Source organism: Lysinibacillus sp. TE18511, from assembly GCF_054062295.1.
The window spans coordinates 117,364-136,930 of the sequence record NZ_JBSSFD010000005.1 but is presented as its reverse complement, the minus strand read 5'-3'; the positions used below and the strand labels follow the sequence as shown (position 1 = coordinate 136,930).

At 34.7% G+C, this 19,567-nt stretch carries 19 protein-coding genes; 12 read left to right on the top strand and 7 right to left on the bottom strand.

Features of this window, described 5'->3' with window-relative positions; translation table 11 throughout:
• From ACVWXS_RS05885 to ACVWXS_RS05865, 5 genes are all read left to right on the top strand, one after another.
• A complete protein-coding gene (locus tag ACVWXS_RS05885) occupies positions 1-1,044 on the top strand; it encodes a HEAT repeat domain-containing protein (RefSeq protein WP_456956873.1) in 1,044 nt (347 codons plus the stop codon).
• A complete protein-coding gene (locus ACVWXS_RS05880) occupies positions 1,041-2,465 on the top strand; it encodes a glycosyltransferase family 2 protein (RefSeq protein WP_456956871.1) in 1,425 nt (474 codons plus the stop codon). Before ACVWXS_RS05885 ends, ACVWXS_RS05880 begins: the two co-directional genes overlap by 4 nt.
• Positions 2,462-5,653: a hypothetical protein gene (locus ACVWXS_RS05875; protein ID WP_456956869.1), complete on the top strand. Its 3,192-nt coding sequence runs from the start codon at positions 2,462-2,464 to the stop codon at positions 5,651-5,653. Before ACVWXS_RS05880 ends, ACVWXS_RS05875 begins: the two co-directional genes overlap by 4 nt.
• Positions 5,654-5,675: 22 nt before the next feature.
• A complete protein-coding gene (locus ACVWXS_RS05870) occupies positions 5,676-6,770 on the top strand; it encodes a polysaccharide deacetylase family protein (protein ID WP_456956867.1) in 1,095 nt (364 codons plus the stop codon).
• A 328-nt stretch (positions 6,771-7,098) separates the two neighbouring features.
• Entirely contained in the window at positions 7,099-8,262 is a 1,164-nt protein-coding gene (locus ACVWXS_RS05865) for a dicarboxylate/amino acid:cation symporter (protein WP_456956865.1), read from the top strand.
• Here ACVWXS_RS05865 and ACVWXS_RS05860 read toward each other — a convergent pair.
• Positions 8,243-8,848 carry a hypothetical protein gene (locus ACVWXS_RS05860; RefSeq protein WP_456956863.1) on the bottom strand — a complete coding sequence of 202 codons (606 nt, stop codon included), beginning with the start codon at positions 8,846-8,848 and terminating at the stop codon, positions 8,243-8,245. The genes ACVWXS_RS05865 and ACVWXS_RS05860 overlap by 20 nt on opposite strands.
• A 12-nt stretch (positions 8,849-8,860) precedes the next feature.
• Positions 8,861-9,157 carry a hypothetical protein gene (locus ACVWXS_RS05855; RefSeq protein ID WP_456956861.1) on the bottom strand — a complete coding sequence of 99 codons (297 nt, stop codon included), beginning with the start codon at positions 9,155-9,157 and terminating at the stop codon, positions 8,861-8,863.
• A 566-nt stretch (positions 9,158-9,723) separates the two neighbouring features.
• Here ACVWXS_RS05855 and ACVWXS_RS05850 point away from each other — a divergent pair.
• From ACVWXS_RS05850 to ACVWXS_RS05825, 6 genes are read left to right on the top strand one after another with little or no spacing between them, the layout of a single operon-like run.
• On the top strand, positions 9,724-10,854 hold the full coding sequence (locus tag ACVWXS_RS05850) for a ThiF family adenylyltransferase (protein ID WP_456956859.1): 1,131 nt from the start codon (positions 9,724-9,726) through the stop codon (positions 10,852-10,854).
• Positions 10,855-10,861: 7 nt separating this feature from the next.
• Positions 10,862-11,746: a hypothetical protein gene (locus ACVWXS_RS05845; RefSeq protein WP_456956857.1), complete on the top strand. Its 885-nt coding sequence runs from the start codon at positions 10,862-10,864 to the stop codon at positions 11,744-11,746.
• Positions 11,747-11,776: 30 nt separating this feature from the next.
• The gene (locus ACVWXS_RS05840; RefSeq protein ID WP_456956855.1) at positions 11,777-12,703 is read left to right on the top strand and encodes an ABC transporter ATP-binding protein; all 927 of its coding nucleotides are present in this window, start codon (positions 11,777-11,779) and stop codon (positions 12,701-12,703) included.
• Positions 12,693-13,466: an ABC transporter permease gene (locus ACVWXS_RS05835; protein WP_456956853.1), complete on the top strand. Its 774-nt coding sequence runs from the start codon at positions 12,693-12,695 to the stop codon at positions 13,464-13,466. The genes ACVWXS_RS05840 and ACVWXS_RS05835 overlap by 11 nt, the downstream gene beginning before the upstream one ends.
• Positions 13,467-13,472: 6 nt before the next feature.
• Positions 13,473-14,186 carry an ATP-binding cassette domain-containing protein gene (locus tag ACVWXS_RS05830; RefSeq protein ID WP_427498899.1) on the top strand — a complete coding sequence of 238 codons (714 nt, stop codon included), beginning with the start codon at positions 13,473-13,475 and terminating at the stop codon, positions 14,184-14,186.
• A gap of 23 nt (positions 14,187-14,209) precedes the next feature.
• A complete protein-coding gene (locus ACVWXS_RS05825; protein ID WP_456956850.1) occupies positions 14,210-14,911 on the top strand; it encodes a hypothetical protein in 702 nt (233 codons plus the stop codon).
• A 200-nt stretch (positions 14,912-15,111) separates the two neighbouring features.
• Here the strand turns inward: ACVWXS_RS05825 and ACVWXS_RS05820 are convergent, their stop codons facing one another.
• Positions 15,112-15,843: a sensor histidine kinase gene (locus tag ACVWXS_RS05820; protein WP_456956848.1), complete on the bottom strand. Its 732-nt coding sequence runs from the start codon at positions 15,841-15,843 to the stop codon at positions 15,112-15,114.
• Between the two features lie 235 nt (positions 15,844-16,078).
• Between ACVWXS_RS05820 and ACVWXS_RS05815 the strand changes: the two genes are divergently transcribed.
• A complete protein-coding gene (locus tag ACVWXS_RS05815; protein WP_456956846.1) occupies positions 16,079-16,360 on the top strand; it encodes a hypothetical protein in 282 nt (93 codons plus the stop codon).
• A gap of 37 nt (positions 16,361-16,397) precedes the next feature.
• Here ACVWXS_RS05815 and ACVWXS_RS05810 read toward each other — a convergent pair whose 3' ends face one another.
• The 4 genes from ACVWXS_RS05810 to ACVWXS_RS05795 all read right to left on the bottom strand — a co-directional run bounded on the left by ACVWXS_RS05810 (position 16,398) and on the right by ACVWXS_RS05795 (position 19,258).
• Positions 16,398-17,378: a LytR/AlgR family response regulator transcription factor gene (locus ACVWXS_RS05810; protein ID WP_456956844.1), complete on the bottom strand. Its 981-nt coding sequence runs from the start codon at positions 17,376-17,378 to the stop codon at positions 16,398-16,400.
• The gene (locus ACVWXS_RS05805) at positions 17,333-17,584 is read right to left on the bottom strand and encodes a hypothetical protein (RefSeq protein ID WP_456956842.1); all 252 of its coding nucleotides are present in this window, start codon (positions 17,582-17,584) and stop codon (positions 17,333-17,335) included. Before ACVWXS_RS05805 ends, ACVWXS_RS05810 begins: the two co-directional genes overlap by 46 nt.
• A 73-nt stretch (positions 17,585-17,657) precedes the next feature.
• Positions 17,658-18,560, bottom strand: coding sequence for a LysR family transcriptional regulator (locus ACVWXS_RS05800; protein WP_374965474.1), 903 nt, complete (start codon positions 18,558-18,560; stop codon positions 17,658-17,660).
• Between the two features lie 59 nt (positions 18,561-18,619).
• Complete coding sequence (locus ACVWXS_RS05795; protein ID WP_456956840.1) at positions 18,620-19,258, bottom strand: hypothetical protein; 639 nt, start codon at positions 19,256-19,258, stop codon at positions 18,620-18,622.
• Positions 19,259-19,567 lie beyond the last annotated feature (309 nt).

Genomic DNA, 19,567 nt, shown 5'->3' with positions numbered 1-19,567 from the left:
ATGATTGAATTATCTATTCAATTGTTTTTGTATATTATTGCTATTCTCTTAGGATTTTGTGGTGTAGCAATGATCTATTTAATTTATCAAAGAAGGAACGAAGAAAGAAAGAATCAAGAGATGGAAAAGTATATACAAAATACAAAAATACTTTGGCAGGGGTACTTTCTAGGCGACGACCAATTAACTGTGACGCTAATTCCTAAAAATAAACATCAAATATTAGCGGTAGAACACATATTTTTATCGTATTTAAGAAATATATCCAATCCAATTATTCAACAAAAAATCTATACTTTTGCACAGATGTATTTAAAGGAATATTACCAAAATGAATTAAAATCCAGAAACTGGAGTAGGAAAATGAATGCTATGTACCGCATTGCTGATTTTCATATACAAGAGCTTATCGGTACTTGCGAAGTATCGATTAAACACAAACATTCTATAGAAGTATTTCAGCTATTAAAAATATATTCTATTCTTGAAAAAGAAAAATTTATACAAGAAATATTGCTATGTAATTATTCTTTTTCAGAAAGTGAATATAAAAAGTTATTCTCATATTTAGAAGTAGAGATGCTTCAACGCCTTATGGAAAAGATGGAGAATTTACAACAAGCAGCACAATATGCATTGATTGATACAATTGCAGCAAAGGGCAGTATGGCTGTTATAGAGGGACTTGAAGAATTACTAGTAAGTGAGGATACTGAAATTCGTATTCGTACTCTTAGAGGACTTGAAAGAATTGGCGTTATTCGAAGTTTAGAGACGTATATTCCATTTGTCAATTCGTCTATATGGGAAGAAAAATTAATGATCGCAAAATTATTTAAATATGCACCTTTAACATATACTGCCGAGCATTTAGAAAAATTGTTACAGGATAGTAATTGGTGGGTGCGATCACAAGCAGCAAACACGATCATTGAAGATCCACGAGGTTATCAGAGATTAAAAGAATTCATTGCAACAACAAATGACCAATATGCAATTGATATGGCTAATGAAGTATTAGAAAAAAGGATGCGTGCAGTATGATAATACTTGACTATTTAATGTGGTTTTTTGGCGGGTTAATCATAATTTATATGCTACTAGTTATAGTAACGTATGGACTTATGTTCTTCTTTGCCCTTTTAAAGCTACGAAAAGAATATAGGCTTGATCAATCTGAAATGGATGATACGTATATTGATGCGTTCTATTCTAAGCCAGTATCTGTAATTATACCTGCTTATAATGAAGAAGTAGGTATTGTGGATAGTATTCATTCTCTACTTAGTTTACACTATCCAGAATTTGAAATCATCATTGTCAATGATGGTTCTACTGATTGTACTCAAGAAATAGTTATTGAGCAATTTCAAATGAAAAAAATTGAAAAAGTAATAAAGATGGAAACCCCAGCAAGTCCCATTATTCAAATCTATCAATCACAAATACACCCAAATTGTTTTTTAGTAGAGAAAGAGAATGGTGGAAAGGCAGATGCTTTGAATGTAGGTATTAATGTTGCAAAATATCCTTATTTTTGCTCTGTTGACGGAGATTCAATTCTGGAGAGTACATCTTTATTGCGTTTGATGAAGCCAATTGCCTTATCTGATGGTGAGGTTATTGCGGCAGGAGGAAATGTTCAAATAGCCAATGGAATGAACATGCAACTTGGCTCCATATTAGAAACAAACTTATCTAAAAATTATTTAGTTACTATGCAAATTATTGAATACTTTAGAGCTTTTTTGATAGGTCGCGTTACATTAAGTAAATTTAACTTGGTTTTAATTATTTCAGGTGCATTTAGTGTGTTTTCAAAAAAATGGGTAGTAGAAGCAGGTGGTTATACTAAAAGTATGATTGGTGAAGATATGGAACTTGTAGTAAAACTGCATCGATATATCCGTAAAAAGAAAGAAAATAAACGTATTGAATTTGTAGAGAACCCTGTTTGTTGGACAGAGGCACCAGAAACGATGGCTGTTTTAAGGCGACAAAGAAGGAGATGGCATCAAGGGTTATTGGAGAGTTTATGGAACCATAAAACCATGACTTTAAATCCGAGATATGGCGGTATTGGGTTATTATCCGTCCCGTATTTTTGGCTGGTAGAAGGTTTAGGGCCGATTATCGAACTAGGTGGGTATATTTATATTGTTTGTGCTTTTTTCTTAGGTGATATCTATTATGAGATAGCCATTTTGCTACTTTTAGCATTTGTGCTTTATGGTGTTGTATTTTCAATGATGGCGGTGTTATTTGAAGCATGGAGCAAAAATAAAACGTTCAAGGTTGCTGATTTATTACGTATGATGTTATTAAGTTTCACAGAAATTTTTTGGTATCGTCCCATTACACTCATTTGGCGCTGTGAAGGTCTTTTAAACTTTTTAGTAAGAAGACGAGAGTGGGGCAGAATGGATCGTAAAGGTATTTCAAGCAAGGAGCAAGAATCGATATGAAACGTATTTATTTGGGAATAATAGTAGTGCTATTACTTATAGTGATACCAATAGCTCTTTGGTTTGTGTCACCTAATAAACAACTGAATGTTGCAATCATTGATAAAACAGTGAAGGATGATTCATATCGAGAGCATTTAGGGTTAACTTGGCTATTAAATTATTTGAAGTACGAACATAAAGAAGGCCAATATGATGAGTCCGAAGATTATTTTGGTACAATTCCAGATGTGAAAAATAACAGTGTGTCTACTTCTGAAATGCCAAAAGATTACAAAGGTTATGATGCCATCTATTTAGCAGATACGTATGGTGTCTATGAAGATGATCTTAACCCAAAGCAAGAAAGATTGGGGGCACGCTCAAAGAAAATGGTTGGTGGATTAGAATCGCAAGAATGGGATGCTATTATGAAACGTTTAACTAGTGCAGAAAAAAGTTTATTTATAGCAGAATTTAACTCTATTGCATCACCAACGTCTCCAGAAGTTCGAAATCAAGTGCTAGAGTATTTGAAAATAGATTGGACTGGCTGGATTGGTCGCTATTTTGAAGAATTAGACTATAGAAAAAATAATGAAATACCACAATGGGTTGTTGATAAATTTAAGGATGACTGGAAATATGAAGGTGGGGGCTTCATATTAGTGAATGACTTTACAGATGAGGTTATTGTTTTAGAATTCAATAAACATATTGATAAAGAAGGTATTTATCTTAACTTCACTAAAGAAGGACAAAAGTTCTTGGATGTTTCATCAAGCCCACGTTATGATTACTGGTTTGATATTGTTACCGCGGAAAATGAGCAAGATGTTTTAGCGAATTATGAGTGGAGTTTAACGAATGAAGGTAAAAAATTATTAAATGAACATGATATTCCCCTTTCATTCGCAGCAGTTGTTTCAGGTGAACGAAAAAACGCTACAAATTATTATTTTGCAGGCGATTTTAATGATATGAATAAAGTGCCATTTTTCTATAAGATGAAAGGGCTAGCATCGGTCTATAAAGTTTTACAACATTTTTCAGATGATGATTTTTATTGGTCAGCCTATGTACCGATGATGAAGTCTATTTTAGAAGAGTTCGAGAAAAAAGAAGTTAAGCAGAAAGCTAACGATTCAGCAACAAATAAATTAGGTTATAATGCACGTATTAATGATCAAACATTTGAAATCTTAAAAGATGGACAGTGGGAAGCGATCACCCTTAAAGGCGTTAATCTGGGGATGGCAAAACCCGGTTATTTCCCTGGAGAGGCAGCCATTACGGAGGATGAATATTATCGTTGGTTCCAACAGATTGGTGAAATGAATGCCAATACAATTCGAGTCTATACGTTACATCCACCTGGCTTTTATAGAGCTTTGAAAAGATATAATGAAGAAGCAGAAAATCCTTTATATGTACTACATGGAGTGTGGATTGAAGAAGAAGGTTTAGAGGAAACTTTAGATGCTTATGATCCTGCAACGCTTGAGAAATTCCGAGCAGAAATGAAAACCCTTGTAGATGTTATTCACGGTAATAAATATGTAGAACACGAAGTAGGACATGCTTCTGGTTATTATGATACGGATGTTTCTCAGTATATAATCGGTTGGGTTGTTGGTATTGAATGGTACCCTCATATGGTAAACGGAACAAATGAAAAGCATGCAAATATTGGACAATATGATGGTGTTTATTTCGAAACGAAAGATGCTACCCCATTTGAGTATTGGCTTGCAGAGCAAATGGATTACCTTACGCAATATGAGCAAAATAATTATGGCTGGATGCACCCTATGAGCTTTACAAACTGGGTTACAACAGATTTATTAAATCATCCATCTGAGCCGAATACAGATGAAGATATTGCAAGTGTTAATCCGAATGTTATTTATACAAAAGGGTTGGCGAAACAAACAGGTCAATTTGCATCGTACCATGTGTATCCATACTACCCAGATTTCTTTAACTATGATCAAAAATACTTGTCGTATGTGGATCATCGTGGAGAAAAAAATAGTTATGCTGGTTATTTAGCAGACTTACACGCTGCACATCGTATGCCGATATTAATCGCTGAGTTTGGAATCCCTGGTTCACGCGGTTTAACTCATGATAATCCGTACGGCTGGACTCAAGGATTTGTATCAGAGCAGGAACAAGGTGAAATATTAACACATCTGTTTGAGGATATTATGGCAGAGGATTTACTGGGCGGATTAGTATTTACCTGGCAAGATGAGTGGTTTAAACGCACATGGAATACGATGGACTATGATAATCCAAACCAACGCCCTTATTGGTCTAATGCACAAACAAATGAACAACAATTTGGTTTACTAAGCTTTGATCAGCATAAGGTGCAGGTTGACGGAGATACGTCAGAATGGAAAGCTCCTCCCATATATGAACAACAAAAAAACAAGCCTTCAATGAGCGTGGATTATGATGAAAGATACTTGTACCTTCAATTAAATGGAGATTTACTCAATAAAACATCTTCGACTCAAATTCTATTAGATGTTATTCCGAATCAAGGAAAAACAGCCAAATCAGATTTAAAAGGAGTAACGTTTAGTAATGGTATTGAGTTTGTTGTCGAGCTCAATAAGAATAAAGAGTCACGTATTGTCATCGACCCGTATTATGATTTCTATTCTTATTTATATGGGCATGAATTAAAGCTTATCGACATACCATCTCCAAACGTTATGAAGGAGAACACTACGTTCAGCCCGATTTACTATGCTTTAAATAAGGAGCTATACCTGCCAGAACGGGATATAACTGTACCTTTTGAAGCATATGAAACAGGCAAATTAATAGAGGGGAATGGTAATCCGGAGGCAGAGAATTATAATTCACTTGTCGATTATAATTGGAGCGACGACGGAACTATAGAATTACGTATTCCTTGGTTACTTCTTCAATCAAAAGATCCTAGCCATAAAGAATTTATAGGGGATTTTTATAAAGAAAACGGAGAAGTATCAGTTTTTGTAGATGAAATAAATATAGGTGCATTGTTTGTTAATGATAAGCATGAGGTTGTCTCTTCGTTGCCAGAGATTGAAAAAGGTGAACTTAATCAATTGCATAGTTTTACATGGGATAATTGGAATATGCCTAAAACTGAAGAACGCTTAAAAAAATCCTATGGAATTATGCAAGAAACATTTAAGAGGTTTGAATAGTGGTTTAAAGGAGAGAGAACGATTGATTCAGTGGAGAAAGCTGATCGTTGTATTAGCGATACCATTTGTGCTTTTTTGCATGAATGGTATTACTATAACAAAAGCGGAATCTTTGGTAGAGCACAAAGAAATTACAGATTTGAATAAGGAATGGACGATTACATTTAACCATCCAATTAATAAAGAATCGATTACTAGCTCGTCAATTACGCTTAAAGATGAAGCGGGAAATGATTTTCCGATTACATTAGAGATTAATAAGAATAAAGTCAAAGTGAAGCCTAAAAAACCATACGAAAACTATACGACATACACGTTAAATGTCCAAACTGATATTGAAAATGATAAATCAAAGCGTTTAAAAAATAGTTTTAAGTTGATTTTTACGACCAATTTTGCGATTGAAAATATTAAAAAAATCACGCCTTTAAATCCTTCTGATTATCATGGACAGGCACTTGTAACTTTATCCTATGACGATGGCTATCGAAATTGGTATGATAAGGCACTACCACTTCATTCGAAATATAATATGCCGGGAACTTTTAATATTATCGGTAATAAATTGTACTCAGACGATGAGATTTATATGACACCATCTCAAGTATGGGTTGCACATGATTTAGGGTTAGAAATTGCATCTCATACACAAAATCATCAATTCCTAACAAAAAAATCTGTGGGCGATATTCATTATGAATTTGCTGAAAGCATAAAAACAATCGAGTCTTTACTAGGTAAAGGTGTCGTTTCAACTGTTGCGATTCCTTATTCTGATTATAATGAAGAAATACGGAAAATTGCTATGCAATATTTTGACGGTATACGTGTATTAGGTAGAGAAACGAATGTACCTAATAATTACGATCCGTACTGGCTAAAATCATATGCTATTACAAATACAACAGAATTTTCGGATGTGAAAAAATGGATTGATAAAGCGGTTGCTGAGAAATCTTGGGTCATTATTATGTTGCACGGTATTACAGAAGAGCGATTGGAAGAGTATGAAACAACGCCAGAAATTTTAGAACAGATTATGAAATATATTAATGGTTTAGGTAAAGATTCAATTTTACCAGTGAGTACAGAGGAAGGATTACAGCTCACTAAATAGGAAAGTGGAATCCAAAAATCAGTAGCTGTCAATATTTGAGACTAGCATACAACTTGAACGTAACGAATGAAGCTAATCCTTTGCTAAGCTATAAGTTCTCTATGTAATAGTAGTAAATTGAAAAGGAACCTTAAAGTAGACACATTGTACTTGTCTGCTTTAAGGTTTTTTATCTTTTCTGAGAACGAGGTTAGGATTATTTTTAGATTATAAATAATAATTCTGCGATTCTGTCTATTTATCAAACGGTTTATTAGAGCAACAATTTATGATAAATTACTAATATACATTCAGGGAAGACAGTTGTTTTTTTAAGGAGGACATTGAGATGAAACTAAAATTGGGTCTATTGGCAAAAATCGTTATCGCTATTTTATTAGCGGTAATACTTGGGAATTTTGTGTCAGAGCCATTTGTACGTATATTTGCAACATTTAATGGTTTATTCGGTAATTTTTTAAATTTTGTTGTACCACTTATTATTATTGGATTTATTGCGCCAGGTATTGCCCAGCTTGGAAAAGGCTCAGGGAAATTATTAGGGTTGGCAACATTCTTTGCTTATTTCTCAACAATACTGGCTGGTATAGTCGCCTTTTTCGTAGCGCGAAATGTATTGCCTAATTTCATTGCAAACGGTGAAATGGAAAGTATGAAAAACCCTGAGGAATTTTTAGCGCAGGCATTTTTTAAAGTTGACATGCCACCATTAATGGATGTGATGGCTGCACTAATTTTTGCGTTTATTATAGGTATTGGGATGGCCGCCATTCAAAGTGATGTTATGAAACGTGGTTTTGAAGAGTTTAATGTTATCATTGAAAAATTGATAGCATTCGTTATTATTCCACTTTTACCATTCCATATTTTCGGTATCTTCTTGAACATGACATTTGGTGGTCAAGTAGCAAAAATCTTATCTGTTTTCGCAATTGTATTCGTACTAATAATTGTGATGCATTGGGTAATATTACTAGTTCAATATACAGCTGCGGGAATTTTAAATAAGAAAAACCCTCTTAAGTTACTTCGAATTATGCTTCCTGCGTATTTTACAGCATTGGGCACACAATCTTCAGCAGCGGCAATTCCGGTTACATTGCGTCAAGCACAAAAAACGGGCGCTTCAGAAAAAGTAACGAACTTTACAATCCCATTGTTTGCAACAATTCATTTATCAGGCAGTACGATTACATTAGTGACATGTTCTTTAGGTGTTATGATGATGAATGGTATGGATATAAGTTTTGCACAATATATAGGCTTTATTTTTATGTTAGGTATTACGATGGTTGCCGCACCAGGTGTCCCAGGGGGCGCTGTTATGGCAGCGATTGGTTTGCTGCAAACAATGCTCGGCTTTGATGAAACAATGGTTGCACTGATGATAGCATTGTACCTAGCGCAAGATAGCTTTGGCACAGCTACAAATGTAACTGGAGATGGTGCATTATCCATGATTGTGGATCGTTTTAGTAAAAAAACGAATTAATACATGCTGAGCGGTGGATAGAAACGTCGGAGTGGCGGATAGAACTATCGAAGTGGCGGCTAGAAGTGCCGAGGCGACGGATGAAAAGGCGAGAGCGACGGAAAGAAGAGTCAAGGTGGCGGATGGAAACCAGAGCGACGGAAAGAAGAGCTGAAGTGACGGATAGAAAAGCGAGAGCGACGGAAAGGAGAGTCGAAGCGACGGATAGAAGAGCCAAGGTGACGGATGGAAACCAGAGCGACGGAAAGAAGTGCTGAAGCGACGGATAGAAATGCGAGAGTGACGGATGGAAACCAGAGCGATGGAAAGAAGAGCTGAAGTGACGGATAGAAAGGCGAGAGCGACGGAAAGAACCGCCAAGGTCGTGGATAGAACCGCCAAGGTCGTGGATAGAACCGCCAAAGTCGTGGATAGAACCGCCAAAGTCGTGGATAGAACCGCCAAAGTCGTGGATAGAACCGCCAAAGTCGTGGATAGAAGAGCCAAGGTCGTGGATAGAAACGTCAAAATCGTGGATAGAGCCATTAAAATGATTGATAGAATCGCTAAAGTGACAAAAAGAATAAATTAAGCTCGACATCGCCATTTAGGTAACTTGTCATAAGGAAATATTTACGAATAAGCAATATTGATCGCATTTGTGGTCATATTGCTTTTTTGTTTTTCTTATTTTTTCCTGTTTGATTAATTCATCTTCTGTGATGATTAATTTTCCAAGACCAAAACTATAATGAATCTCAATTTTTTGTGTGCTTGTATCTCGTTCATGAACAATAGGTTTCTCGCTCATTTTATGTATTAACTCTAGTGTTAGTTGTTTGAAATTGCTGTTCGCTGCTTCATCGAAAAGATTCCGTAAAGATGCATTGGATTTAGCAATTTTAGTGTACTCCAAAAAGATATTTAGTAAGGATTACACTGCATTAATAAAAAAATAAAAATAACTTCATTTCTTGTTTCCGATTGGAGACGAAAGAATTTGACCATATTTTTGATTTATGAGTCATATACGGGGTTAATTATTACATCTAGATTGTCAATTGTTACAGCTCACCAATTTTTTTGGAATTTAACATTATTATGAATGTAACGATAGCAAGGAAAATCTTTTAATTTTTAGGTTAAAAGAATACTATTGTTATTTAAACCCTATATGTGATCAAACGCCCTAACCTATTATGCAAAGTGTAATTTAATACGAAGGGAGGGATAGTTATGAAAAATGTTAAAGTTAGCAAAGCGGTAAAGGTTGATGCTACAGCATGGTGGATTATCGTTTAAGGACAGACGAAAACCAAAAGCGAGGTTATCTAATAATCTTGCCTTTGGTTTTTATTTAACTTATTTCAGAACACATAAACGATATTTTGAAATCTGCACAGCTGATTTATCAAAAATCTACTCTATGACTTTCGCTAATAAACACGCCAGATAAATAATAACATAAGGAGGTCTTTAGTTATGTCATTTCAAAACCCGCGAATAAAACCGATTTATCCTTTATATCAATTAAATCCCGAAGTATTCAGAATTGGAGCGCAACTGGGGATTACAACAGAATTCGAAGATCCAGAAAACCAGTATTGGGAACTAGCCAAAATACTGGACGGACGACATATAGATGAAGTAGTAAAGGAAATGCAGACTTTGTTTCCTAGCTTAACTGAGGAGGACGTAATTGGTGGAATAGAATTACTTGAAAGTGAAGGAGTCCTTGAAGAAGCACTGCCTGAACAAGAAATTCAAGATAGATACATTGCCAATGTTAACTATTTCAGCAGATTCACGAATACTCAAGGTAATCGATTTGACATTCAAAGAAAAATGAATGATACACGTATACTTTTATTGGGACTTGGAGGTGGAGGGTCAAATATTTTGACCCTTCTGGCTGGATTAGGCCCAAAAAAAATTACTATTGTTGACTATGATAGAGTTGAAGCAAGTAACCTTGGGAGACAATTTCTATATAGAGAATCTGATATTGGTAGGTTGAAAATCGAAGTAGCTGAGGAAGCACTCTCTCAAATGAATTCAAACATAACCATTGAGAGTCATAATAAAAAAATTGTCACTGTTGAGGATGTTCTATTATTTACGAATGATGCGGATGTGGTAATTTGCGCAATTGATGAACCTCCTTTTGTTATTCATAGAATTGTTAACCAAGCAATTGTACGGGCTGGATTACCATGTGTATTTGGAGCTTCTCAAGTAAGTAGAGGACGAGTTTACACAGTGATTCCAAGGGAAACAGGTTGTTTCGACTGTTTAAATTTAAATTTCAGTAAAAATGATCCAAAGTTCATCGAACAATTTGTTGGATTTAGAGAAATTAATTTTGATCCCCCATCAATTGCATACGGACCGGGAATTTTTCAATTAACCTCAGGAATTGTTGATGAATTAGTCAGATTGGTGACTAATTATGCCACACCAAGAAGTCTAGGAACTCAATACGAAATCAATTATGAAGATGGTTCCTCTTTTAGACATCCTTCATGGCCGAGATTTCCAAAAGAATGTCCAACTTGTGGTGAAGGGAAGGTAGATGATTGGGAAATCTTTCAATACTATGAAGGTGGAAAGTGAGTATATTATGTCTAAATTATTGGTCTTGAATCCAACATTTAGTAGAAAACTTAAGTGTGGGGACTATATAATCTTATCAACTAAATCCGAACCAATTGTTGTTGACGAAGAGATTGTTACTGTTTTATCATCAGGGGTTCTTAATCCAGAAATTTATGACCAAGAGTTCATAAACACTCTTACTGAAACTGGATTTATTCAGTCTGTAGAATTAGAAAATTTTGTTTTTTCTGAAGAAAATGTTGCGGAAAAGTGGACTGCTCTTAGAAAAGGGATATTGATTGTTGGCTTCGTTTCTTTAATAAGTATAATTGTTTCTACATTCTTTTTTGGTATTCCAATTGGTAGCAAATTAATCTCAAAAGATACAAACATATGGGTAAATATTCTTTTTATTATACTCTTCTCCATGGTGACTACTTCTATTCATGAGGTAATGCACATGCTATTCGCTAATAGTTGGAAAAGAACAAAAGGAGGATTGAAGCTAAACTTTAAAAAGGCAACCGCAACAGTTGCAATGTCCCATATCTGGGTATGGTCATTCTTAGGTAGAATTACTGCAATTAGTGCGGGAGTAATTTTTGATTTATTTCTCCTTTCAATTTTGACTTATTCTCAGTTCTGGATTAATAGCTGGGTTCTTCCTGTATCTTGTTCCATATTATGGATCAGAATTCTTTGGCAGTTGCGCTTTCATAAAAAAAGTGATGGACAACTTTTAGTTTCTATGATTATTGACGATCCTTTCACAGAATTTAGTTCAAAGGCTTTAAACAGCCAGATTCCCTTTTTAAGTAAAATTCGCTTAATAGGATACTTCGTTACGCTCATATTAGTTTTTCTATGGTTTATTCCTTTTGTGCATAGTGTAATTAACATAGTGCACTAAATTTTATAAGAGAATACGAGGGGTGAAGAAATGAAAAATGATTTATGCATTCACTCAATTAGTAAAAGCTATCGAAAAGGTAATGTACAAGCAAACGATAACATATCGACTTGTTTTTCTGCGGGTGAAGTTGTAGCTCTAACAGGTCACAATGGTGCTGGTAAAACAACATTCTTAAACCAAATAATTGGTGTAACAAAACCAGATAGTGGTTTTATAACTTATCAGGGACATTCTTTGGTTAAAGAAACTAAAGTTGCCCGACGCTTAATATCAATGATGCCGCAGTTTCATGCACCGTTAGCTGGTGTGACATTGAGACAATCTGTTGAGTCAGTTTTAAGAATAAAAGGTGTTAGTGGATATAAAAATAAGCAATTGACTGATGACATAATTCAGGAATTGCAGATTGAGGAATGGGCAAATAAATCTGGAGAAAAATTATCTGGGGGATTGCAAAGACTAACCTCATTTGCTATGGCAGTTGTAGCACCGCCACCTATTATTTTATTAGATGAGCCTACAAATGATGTAGACCCTGTGAGAAGAAAAATCATCTGGAGATACTTGAGGAAGCTTGCGCAAAAAGGACATATTATCGTTGTAGTCACGCACAATTTGTTAGAAGTAGAACAATACACTGACAGATATCTTCTAATGGATCAAGGAAAATTGATTAAGGATTCTCCTATTAGAGAGGTGAATTTAGGGTTATCTGTATCAAACATACTAACGATAACGGTTAGTAATTCTTTGGACTTGAATGATTTTCCAGAAGCACTAGATATTGATTTTAATGATGAGGAAATGCAATATGATTTCGAGCTAACACATGAACAAGTTCCAGATGCTTTAAATTGGGTGTTAAGAAAAATCAGTCAAAAAGAAGTAGTCAACTATCGGCTTGCACCATCTTCAATAAATAATCTATATGGAGAGTTGATAAATGAAACGTAAACTTGACATACATTTTGAAGCAATGCTAAAAAACTATAGTTTACTACAGTTTTGCGGTTTGATGCGTTGGAGTCTGATTAGGCACAAATATTTATTGCCAACTTTTAGTATAGCTCAAGCAGCTTTAGCTCTCGCCATTGTATATGGGCTTGCTTTATTGATACCGGAAATAGATGAAGTAACTTCACTATATCTATCTTCAGGTGCGATTACTTTGGGGATTATTGCTGTTGGTTGTGTTTTAGCAGCTCAAATAGTTAATACTGCTAAACAAGATGGAATTGTAAGATATCAAAAGACTTTACCTGTTAATCGTATGAGTATTCTAATTGCGGATATTATCATTTGGGGTTTCGCTTCACTACCGGGAATATTTATGTCATGCTTTGCTGCTATGATTAGATTTAATATATCAATCAACGTATCTCTTACAAGTATTCTTATTACCCTGCTGGCACAAGTAGCAATGATTTCTATTGGCTTCGCGATAGCATATTGGCTTCCATCGAATTTTGTTGCATTGGTGACACAAATTATTATGATAGGTGGCCTACTGTTTTCTCCCATTACTTACCCTGCTGATAGACTTCCGGATTGGATGACGATTATATACAATGTACTTCCCTTTGTACCAACGAGTAATCTGATTAGGGCTACACTATTTGGCCTAGGATCAATTTCATTTGTGGATTTATTTGTGGTTATTATATGGGCACTATTTACTTTTGGATTATCATTATTTGCCCTATCGAGAAAGGAGTAAGTCAATATGAATCAAGTCATGCTAAAAAACTTAAAAAAGTATATTAAGAATCATCTAGTGATAGACGTAGAGTATTTGTGTTTCGAACGAGGAGGAATACATGCTTTAATAGGACCCAATGGTGCTGGAAAGACTACTTTGTTGAAAAGTATTTGTGGGTTGGTTGTTGTTGATGAGGGAGAAATCTGGTTTGGTGATAATCTTGTTTCACAAAAGGATAATTTTAAAAACTTACTGAAAATAGGAACGATATTTACTTCTTTAGACAGTATTTCTGAACTTACTGTTCATGAGTTATTTGAAGAACATTTTCACTATTATGGGTTAAAAAAACCTAGTTCATGGCTCCCTCTTTTGCAGCAGGTGAAATTGAATGTTTCTCCAGAAGCGGTTATTGGAAAAATGTCTTTAGGGATGAAGCAAAGGCTACAGTTGGCAGTAGCTCTAACACACAATCCGGAAATTTTAGTTTTAGATGAACCTTTTAATGGACTAGACCCTGATGGAATTGAATTAGTTAAGAACATTTTGAAATCTTTAGCAAGAACAAAAATTATACTTATAACAAGTCATACTTTCGCTGACCTAGAAGATATATCAACTGACATTGTTTTTATGTCAAATGGTAGAACGAGTGAGATGAGAAAAATTGATGATATCAATCGTATTTATGAAGGTGGAATATTAGACTATTACCACCAATTAACTGCAACAAAGTGAAAGTAAATGGAGGTGTTTATTTAATGAATTATTATCATTTTGAGGTTTCTAAAATGAAGAAAATTATATTCCCAACATTTACTTTAACCTTTCTTTCACAATTGATTTTTACTTATTTTTTTGTAATCGTGGGGAAATTTGAGGAAAATGATGTAGATGATATTTTAACAAGTTACCCAGCAATACTTAGTTTAGCAAGCACAATAACTATGTGTATTATTTCAGTATATGGAGCTGTAGTAATAAGCCGTCACATTGTTAAAAATTATGTTGGTGATAATAGAAATAGAGTTTTTTTATTTCCAATAAAGCGGAGTAGATTGTATTTAATCAAGAACATAGTATTTGGATGCATCCTTGGTTCGTCTCAATTTGTAGCACTACTATTGGTCAACTTAATTTTTTCAATAGGAGAAACTATTTTTCCAATACTGGGTAAACCAATTAAAAGTTTTTGGGTGGATTTTATTTTTGTTGCTGTAGTTTGTGTACTATTAACTTTATCAATCGTCCTCTTTTCTAGCTTTATTGGCATTTATTTTTCATCAACAATGTATACAGTAATTACTAGCATTATTTCTATTGTTATATTAGCTAACGTTTCTGCACTGTCGTTGATAAACTTTCAATTTGCCGCATCCATAGGAGCTTCATGTGTATTATTGGTAATGCTTCCTATACTTCGTTATGTTGGTAAAAGAATAGATGAAAGCGAGACTATCTAACGAACTTTATTAGTAATGTTTTTATAGCTATTCGATCTTGCTATATTAGTGTTATGTTTCTTGTTCGGAATCAAATGCACCTTTTCAGAAGAAACAAAAAATAGATAAACACTCGACCTTTATAGCCTTAATAGCTAAAATTTTGAGGTCGAGTGTTTATCTATTAAAAATATTTTGGTTAAGAATAGATTGTCATAAAGTTAATAGATATCAAAAAGTACAATACTTACGAAATACTTCTTGTTTTCAATCCAATGCTTATATAAACCACCATTCTTTTCAACTAAAGCATTTATACTTCTAACACCTATTCCTTCATTTTGACGATCTCTTCTAGATTTTGTTTCTAAGGGATCGAAAGTATTAGATATATCAATTAAGAGGTTTCTATTGAACTGCTTAATTACTAGAAATATTTCTTTGTCTTCACTTTTTTTTATTCTAATGCAAGCTTCTAAAGCATTGTCGACTAAGTTTCCAATTATTATTGCAAGAATATCGTTATCAATACTAATTTTTTCTGATAGAAAGATCTTAACTTTGAAATCAATTTGTTCCTTTTTAGCAATTGAGATTTTCTCATTCAATAAATAATTTAGCACACTGTCGTTAGTGTAAAAATTTGATTGTTGGTTTAGTCCTTCAATGGAATTCATCAAATAATCTTTTGCTTCCTCGGTAGCTTCACGATCAAGTAGACCTAATAAAACTAGAAACTGATTCTTTAAATCATGTTTTATAGCTTTGATATTTAGTTGATTTTTTTTAACTTCTTCAATATATTTTATTTCTGATTCAAGTGCCTTTTTTTGGATTGAAATATGATTTATTTTTCTTAAGTGTTTGATTAGACTATTGTACAAATACAAAACACATATGTTCATAAATAGAATACCCGATGCTACTAAAAACTCAATTAGTTGTGAGTTCATGTTGATGTTTATCTCGGATAATAAGAAGCCTAACAAAACAATTATCGAAATAACAGGGATTGAAATTAGAGCTAATAATGCAGAAATATTAATGGATTGAAAAAGATTGTCTTTTTGAAGAAATAAGATTTTAATTCCAGAAAATATTAGTATTCCAAAAATCGTTGTAAAACTAGTAGTAATAATAATGAAAATGGTATTATTTGAGTAATAGACGGTTGATGAGAATAAATTTTTGAATAATGCAAGTGACAGTGATTCGCATATGAAGTTAATTGATAAAAGAACTATTGTCCAAAAAAAAGTTTCTTTAATGGGAACATCATGTTGCTTAGCAATTATCAATATCAATGAAACGGTTAGTAGGATATTAACGAAGGGCAAAAAAGTTCCATTAATAATGAAGGAACTTCCTACAGTCAGGAAAAGAAGTAGGATAATTAACAAATTTAGTTTACTAAATAATTTTTGGGACGTAGACCAGCTTGAAAAAAAAAAGTTAAGTAAGAAAATATAAGTTACAAAGCTTAGTAGTCGAATAAATATATTGATTATCATACTATGTCCCTTAATTTCATTAGTATTTTATCTCGAGCGGTTTCTTTATATTTTCTACTCATGGGTATTTCAATAGAATTATTGTCTTTTTTTAATATCAAGAAATTGTTCCCGATTTCTTTGATATATTTTACATTAACTATAAAAGACGTGTGTACTTGAACAAAACAGTCATTTAGTTTAGATAGAATCGTAGTGGTAGACATATTAGAGACATAATCTTCATTTAACGAATGAATAATAACTTGGCGACGATTTTTCTCGAAATAAACAAGATCATTTATTTTGAGGCTATAAGATATTTTATTATAGGAAAAAATGAACCTCTCTTCTCTTACATCTAGATATCTCATTACTCTATCTAAAACTGGAAATAAGTTCTCTTTAGTTACAGGTTTGATTATGTAATCAAAGGTTTGTACCTTAAAGACGTCCTCCATATACTCTTTGTAATTAGTTAAAAATATAATAGGAACATTTAAATTGTTTTGGCGAATTATTTCAGCAAGATCAATACCTGTAGTATTAGGAAATTCAATATCTAAAATAAATAAATCAAATTCAGTTTTTTTCATATGTCTGATTAGCTTTTCAGGGTAATAGAAAACATTGGACTCAAATAATTTTTGATTATATTGTATTAACAATTCTTCTACTGCATCCGCCATTTGGGGTATATCATCACAGATAGCTGTCTTAATCATAATTATCCCTCCAATTACAATTGTATTGCTTTTAACTCTTTTAAGCAATTTGATATAGTAAAGTGTCGTTTTTGTGCCCCATGTTAAAAGGACCCCCGAAAAAGGGGAAGCCCGGAAAGAATCATCAAAGCGACAGATAGAAGAGCTGAAGTGACGGAAAGAAACGCCAAAGTGACGGAAAGAAACGCTAAAGCGACGGAAAGAAGAGTCGAAGCGACGGATGGAAATCAAAGCGACGGAAAGAAGGGCAAGAACGAAGGAAAGAAACGCCAAAGCGACGGATGGATATCAAAGCGACGGAAAGAAAGGCAAGAACGACGGAAAGAAACGCCAAAGCGACGGAAAGAAGAGCTGAAGTGACGGATAGGAATGCGAGAGCGACGGAAAGAAGAGCCAAAGTGACGGATGGATATCAAAGCGACGGAAAGAAAGGTAAGAACGACGGATGGAAAGGCGAGAGCGACGGAAAGAACAGTCAAAGTCGTGGAAAGAACAGCCGATCTGACGGAAAGAATCACATAAACAAAAAAATCGCCGTAGCTGGCGATTTTTTTATTGGAATTGTGAAAGGCGTGAAAAGAAGTTCGTAACAAAATTTAAAAATATTTTTTCTGATGGTGCAATTTCACGATTTACGGGTGAAATGATGCCTACTGTTCTTGGAATCGTAGGTGATGTAATTGGCACCTTTACTGTGAAGCGGGCAGCTGAATCATACAGGGAGCTTTCTGGTAATAAGCTGACCCCAATGCCTGCAGCGACAAGCCCCTTTAGTGCATCTAAGTCTTCACCCTCGGAGATGATGTTTGGCGAGAAGCCGGCAGCTCGACAGGCATCCATTGCTACTTTATGTAATATGTATCCATCTGGGAATAGCACAAATAAGTCGTTGCGTAAATCAGCGAGTTGGATACTTTCCCTTTTGGCTAATGGATGTTTTGCTGGTAGTAAAGCGGCGATATTTTCAGTAAACAAAATTGTTGATTGAATCGCTTCATCCTTCGGTGGAAGCGGGCCTAAAAATGCTAAATTTAATTCGCGATTTTTGACTGCATCAATTAAAAAGCGATAGGAGCCTTGACGGAGCTGGAATTGCAAATCTGGATATTCACGTTTGAAGGCTGAAATAACAGTTGGCAATACATAGCTAGCCAAGCTTGTTGGAAAACCGATTTTTATCGTACCTTTAGCCGGATCTAAATATTCTTCTACTTGCTTTGCGGCAAAATCAATGGCTTTCAGAGCGGTAATTGTGTGCTCAAGAAATGTTTTTCCAATCGGTGTCAATTTAACATTTCGTCCTACCCGTTCAAAAAGTGGTGTGCCTAATTCATCTTCTAGATTAGCAATTTGTCGGCTAATTGCAGATTGAGCAACATGAAGATGTTCAGCAGCCTCAGAAATGTGTTCACGTTCAGCAACTTCAACAAAATAACGTAATTGACGTAACTCCACTAGATCTTCACCTCTATTAATCGAAAAATACGATTGATTATACCTCAATTATATACTATTTAAGATGAAAAATGATTGTAAATAAAACAGATGTCTCCATCAATTAAGTATTGGCAAGAAAGGGTCTGCGCTATAACGAAGGGGTGATTTCCGTTACAGCTGGGCGCTTTGTTGCTGCCGCTTCGCTTTCGCACAGATAAAACATTTGTTGCTGCCGCTTCGCTTTCGCACAGATAAAACATTTGTTGCTGCCGCTTCGCTTTCGCACAGATAAAACATTTGTTGCTGACGCTTCGCTTTCGCACAGAAAACATTTGTTGCTGCCGCTTCGCTTTCGCACAGATAAAACATTTGTTGCTGACGCTTCGCTTTCGCACAGAAAACATTTGTTGCTGCCGCTTCGCTTTCGCACAGATAAAACATTTGTTGCTGCCGCTTCGCTTTCGCACAGAAAACATTTGTTGCTGCCGCTTCGCTTTCGCACAGATAAAACATTTGTTGCTGCCGCTTCGCTTTCGCACAGATAAAACATTTGCCGCTGCCGCTTCGCTTTCGCACAGATAAAACATTTGTTGCAAACGCACCGTCAGCAACAGGATGTTGGTCACGAAGGCGTTATCACAGGACGTGATGCTATTAGCCTTCGTTCCTCTATATCGCTGATCCCCAAGTAGTCGTCCAGCCTCCACTCCAATCAACGTATTTACATGGCATACGTTTTTATTACTAATGTCATCCCTGAATCTTTATAGTAAGCAGAATAAGATTCCGATAAAATCTTACGTCCCTTATTTCTTTCCCTTAATTGATTCCATTCTAATGAAAAAGGTTATAGTATAGATATTGTTATTTATGCAAAACTGTCACAAAACCGCTACAATTAACGCTTCCTGCGAGGTTTCCACTATGTTGCTAGATGAAATTCATTCTCAATTAGAGCTTATTTATTGAAAATGAAGGAAGTCGATTCTCATTGTCAATAATGATTGGCAATAATCTGAAAATGC

Coding starts and splice junctions, on each gene's coding strand:
- ACVWXS_RS05885 (WP_456956873.1), top strand. CDS start 1: ATGATTGAATTATCTATTCAATTGTTTTTGTATATTATTGCTATTCTC.
- ACVWXS_RS05850 (WP_456956859.1), top strand. CDS start 9,724: ATGTCATTTCAAAACCCGCGAATAAAACCGATTTATCCTTTATATCAA.
- ACVWXS_RS05830 (WP_427498899.1), top strand. CDS start 13,473: ATGAATCAAGTCATGCTAAAAAACTTAAAAAAGTATATTAAGAATCAT.
- ACVWXS_RS05860 (WP_456956863.1), bottom strand. CDS start 8,848: ATGGCGATGTCGAGCTTAATTTATTCTTTTTGTCACTTTAGCGATTCT.
- ACVWXS_RS05835 (WP_456956853.1), top strand. CDS start 12,693: ATGAAACGTAAACTTGACATACATTTTGAAGCAATGCTAAAAAACTAT.
- ACVWXS_RS05865 (WP_456956865.1), top strand. CDS start 7,099: ATGAAACTAAAATTGGGTCTATTGGCAAAAATCGTTATCGCTATTTTA.
- ACVWXS_RS05845 (WP_456956857.1), top strand. CDS start 10,862: ATGTCTAAATTATTGGTCTTGAATCCAACATTTAGTAGAAAACTTAAG.
- ACVWXS_RS05875 (WP_456956869.1), top strand. CDS start 2,462: ATGAAACGTATTTATTTGGGAATAATAGTAGTGCTATTACTTATAGTG.
- ACVWXS_RS05880 (WP_456956871.1), top strand. CDS start 1,041: ATGATAATACTTGACTATTTAATGTGGTTTTTTGGCGGGTTAATCATA.
- ACVWXS_RS05825 (WP_456956850.1), top strand. CDS start 14,210: ATGAATTATTATCATTTTGAGGTTTCTAAAATGAAGAAAATTATATTC.
- ACVWXS_RS05820 (WP_456956848.1), bottom strand. CDS start 15,843: ATGAACTCACAACTAATTGAGTTTTTAGTAGCATCGGGTATTCTATTT.
- ACVWXS_RS05840 (WP_456956855.1), top strand. CDS start 11,777: ATGAAAAATGATTTATGCATTCACTCAATTAGTAAAAGCTATCGAAAA.